Genomic DNA, 1,693 nt, shown 5'->3' with positions numbered 1-1,693 from the left:
CGTCAAGTATTTTTAGGTTTTTTAGTTTAAAAGGCCTCACCACAAGCTCCACAGGATAGTATTACAGGTTTTAAAGTTTATTTGTAATTATCCCAGCTTCGATTTCTGTTTTTAAAACATGGGGATAAAGGGAATGCTCAATATATGTCAATCGCTCATTTAAATCACGCTCTGGGATAATAGGGATTTTATTGCCAAGCTTGTAAATGTCTTTTTGTAGGATAATACGGGTAGATGAATTATTTTCTCTGATGCTGCCTGCTTTAGTTTCTTGATTTTTTGTCTTTCTTTATACAGGGTTTGCTTTGGCAGTTTTATGGGTTTTAATGCATCATATCGCTGTTTTAAGATGGCTTTTTTTATTGAGATGCCGTTTGCCTTTATGGCTCTTAATTGGGCTATTTTATCGGCACTTTGTTCGCTCCAGGATATGGGGCCTCGGGAAAGTCTTTCTGAAAGTATATGGCTTACGTGGCTTTCTGCGCTGCAGCCTATGAGTTGTTCTTTGTATATGCTATATGCACGTATACCATCCCAGTTGCTGTTGATGTATTTCTGGCATTTGGTTATTGGATTTTCGGGGTTCTGGAGGTTGAGTTCCTTCAGTTTCTGGTTTAGTATTTCATTGGCTTTATCCCTATCCTGTTTTAATAGGGCTTTTAGTAATGCCCTTTTTGTTTTTTTATCGTCTTTTAGGGCGGCTGTTATGTATTTCTGAAGGTGAAATAGGTCAAGGACGTATACGACGTTGGGAAGGTATTCTTTACTGTCTTTTATCCACTTTGCTCCATCTCCCGATACGAATATGTGCTTTATGCTGTCTTCGTCATATGCTTCTTTGATGTATGACCATACTTGCATCCATAGTTTTTCTATTTCTTCTTTCCCGTCTCTGACTCCGGCAAAGTATTTGACGTTTATTAAGCTGTTTCTGCTTTTTGTTATGCTGTTGAGGCCTTCATGGATATATACCAGCTTTACTTGTCCTGACTTTTTGCTGCCTTGCAGGTGTATATGGTCTTCATCGGCTTCTATGTAGAGTACTTCAGCTTTCTTTTTTTCCTTGGGTTTTTCGTAGGTTTGAAGGTTGTCTGTTTTTCTTATGGTGTTCATTACTGTCTGACGGCTGATGTTGCAGTTGGCCCCTTCCCTTTTTAGTTCACGGATACTTTTCTCGTAGGAGAGCATCGTTGAAAGGTCTAATATGTCTCCCCTAAGGTTAAGGTCTATTCTTTCGTACTTATCTATCCCCATTATTTTATCTACCAGGTATGCTTTCTCACCCGTTATTTTGTTTTCATAGTATCTTCTTTTGTATGTTATTTCCCCAAATGTCCCTACTATTGTCCTCTCACAGTCTTTTTGTACCACTCGCCAATCTTTTCTTTCCTGTTTATCGCTATATATTTTTTTATCCACTTCCTCTAATACATCAGTACATATATCCCGTTCCAGTCCATTCAATATTTCCTCTAGTTGTTCTACAAATACAGGAAAAGTATTTTCACCATCTAGAGTTTTTATGATTTTCTCTCCTGCTAGAAGGAATTTTTCATATACATGTTGAATTATGTTCATATAGACCTCACCTTTCTTGAGTTTTATACTCATCCTGAGAGAGGATGGTGAGGTCTTTTTTCTACGTACGTCCGCCGTTTTCCTGCTTTTTGGCCTAATAAAATTTTACACTATC

General features: G+C 37.7%; 1 protein-coding gene. It reads right to left on the bottom strand.

What is annotated here, in order from left to right; genetic code table 11:
- Positions 1-159: 159 nt before the first annotated feature.
- Positions 160-1,578, bottom strand: coding sequence for an ISLre2 family transposase (locus JT739_RS11060; RefSeq protein WP_237661183.1), 1,419 nt, complete (start codon positions 1,576-1,578; stop codon positions 160-162).
- Positions 1,579-1,693 lie beyond the last annotated feature (115 nt).

This window comes from Tepidanaerobacter sp. GT38 (assembly GCF_021991635.1).
GTDB lineage: Bacteria > Bacillota > Thermosediminibacteria > Thermosediminibacterales > Tepidanaerobacteraceae > DTU063.
Note: the sequence above shows the minus strand (reverse complement) of the source record. Positions and strands in the feature narration are given on the sequence as shown.